The sequence below is a fragment of the Winogradskyella sediminis genome (assembly GCF_003387355.1).
GTDB classification, from domain to species: Bacteria; Bacteroidota; Bacteroidia; order Flavobacteriales; family Flavobacteriaceae; genus Winogradskyella; species Winogradskyella sediminis.
In genome coordinates this window covers 1-1982 of the sequence record NZ_QUNH01000024.1, presented here as the reverse complement: position 1 = coordinate 1982, position 1982 = coordinate 1, and the positions used below count along the sequence as shown (strand labels likewise).

Below are 1982 nucleotides of genomic sequence, written 5' to 3'. Positions count from 1 at the left end.
AGGTCTAAAAGCCTCATAGAACTGTACGAAATCTGTGTAGAAAAGAGAGGGGATTTTCAATGTTGACGAAGTCTAAAGCTTCTGCGTATATATTAACCTTACTCCTCTCTTTTGTTCTTTCTAATTTATCCTTAAATTTAATGAATTGTAAACTTAAGCCGTATATAATTTATTGCTAGTTCTAGCCTACTTACGAAAATCCTCGCGGATTTTCTATTCGGTTTTTATTTGCTAAATTAGGTGCTTAAAACACGCAACAAACCATATACAACAACGTTAGCCACAATGTAACCAACCAATGAACAAAAGGATAATAACGATAATGATTCTAACTTCTATTTTAAGTTTTTTCGGTTGTAAAGGAAAAAATGAACCGAATAACGAAAAATCCGAAATGGATTTACTTATTGAAAAAAGCGTTGATGAATTTAACAATCGGAAAATTTACAAAAAGCTAACACCTGAAATTATTATAACTATTCCTGACGACAAATTGGAACAGGCAATTATGGACAATATTGACACCTATTTTGAAAAAGGAGAACATTACACTTTAGATAAAATATCAAAATTGACTAAAGGACAACAAGCAGTCTTTTCGACTTGGTGGCTGGAAGCAGAAGTCAATAATGGTGGATTTAATCAATTCTACTTCAATTCAAGCGGACAATATGCGGAAATGGCAAAAATTGGATTTAAAACTATTGGAGCGGAAAAATTCTCGGAACTGACTTTACGTGCGAATAACATATTTACGGAAAACAAAGAGCGACTTGAGGAATTTGACGATGGAACTATGGAAAGTTTTAGCGAATCATATAAAGACAATCCTTTAAACGATTTGGACACTGAATTTTATAAACTGTATGATTCCGAAAATATAAGTGATTTACGAATTAAATATATTAGAGAAAATAATAAAGAATTTACAACTGAATAAAACACAGTGGCTAACACCGTGTATAATTAATTGCTTTGGTCGTTGCTTATTTGGAAAATTCCTTCGGAATTTTCTCGCGTTCGTTTTTGTTTACTAAATTAGTTGCTTAAACACGCAACTAACCATACACAAACACGTTGTGCATAATTGAAGAAAAATGTGGTTCCAAAAGAAAATTAAACCAGAAAAAATAAAGGATAGGAATACAAAGCAATTGCGTTCTTCTGGAATTGAGGTTATTGAACACTTGCCCTATTTGGATAATCCTGAATTTAGAGAACCTGAAGAAATTGCTCGTAGAACAATGGTTCTAACTGCATTATTTCAGTTACATCTTCAAGCACCAAGAGACATAATAAAAAAATGGCTCAAGGAAAATGGACTTATGGACTATTTGAACGAAGAAGAATTAGAATATTTAGAAACGGAATATTTGGAATTACCTGAACAGAATCAAATAGACATTTATTGGTATGTTGAAGCCATTTGGACTTTTGCTTGGGTTGGCGGATTTCATAATAACCTGACTTTAAATACTGGTGTGGGAGATTCACTTGCTTCGTTGATTCCGAACATTGCGAAAAATGAACCAGCCAAAAATTTTATATCTGAATTCAAATTGAGAAATCAAGTAGAAATATTTGAAATGTTGGATAAGTTCTATCGTGCTCATTGGTTCGCTCGAAATAACAATTTGACTGGAAAACAATCGGACAAAGTTGATTTGGACATAATAATGGAAAGAAGAAAAGCATTGGAATATACAGTTTACAAAGAATTTGACTGGAATGAAATTTCGCTTGACACGTAAAAAACAACTATGCACAACAATGTATAACCGCAATTACGGCGGATTCGACTACGTCCGAATCCACTCGGAATTGCAAAAGTCAGTGCTTAACCGAAAAACAGTAACTTTAAACCCGTAACTGACGGTTATACGAGACCGTTAGCAAAGATTTTGGTGCTAACTTACAATTTCAACGAAATCACTAATTTCTGTGCTTATTTTCAAACCAAAATACGCTGGAATTTAAAGCGG

Annotated in this window: 2 protein-coding genes; both read left to right on the top strand. The window is 33.2% G+C overall.

Annotated features, from left to right (window positions below):
- Positions 1–298: 298 nt before the first annotated feature.
- Positions 299–940, top strand: coding sequence for a DMP19 family protein (locus C8N41_RS16745; protein ID WP_115840122.1), 642 nt, complete (start codon positions 299–301; stop codon positions 938–940).
- Between the two features lie 157 nt (positions 941–1097).
- The gene (locus tag C8N41_RS16740) at positions 1098–1751 is read left to right on the top strand and encodes a DUF4272 domain-containing protein (protein ID WP_115840121.1); all 654 of its coding nucleotides are present in this window, start codon (positions 1098–1100) and stop codon (positions 1749–1751) included.
- Positions 1752–1982 lie beyond the last annotated feature (231 nt).

What these genes read in the sequence shown, in the direction of transcription:
- C8N41_RS16740 (WP_115840121.1), top strand. Translation starts at nt 1,098, where the DNA reads ATGTGGTTCCAAAAGAAAATTAAACCAGAAAAAATAAAGGATAGGAAT.
- C8N41_RS16745 (WP_115840122.1), top strand. Translation starts at nt 299, where the DNA reads ATGAACAAAAGGATAATAACGATAATGATTCTAACTTCTATTTTAAGT.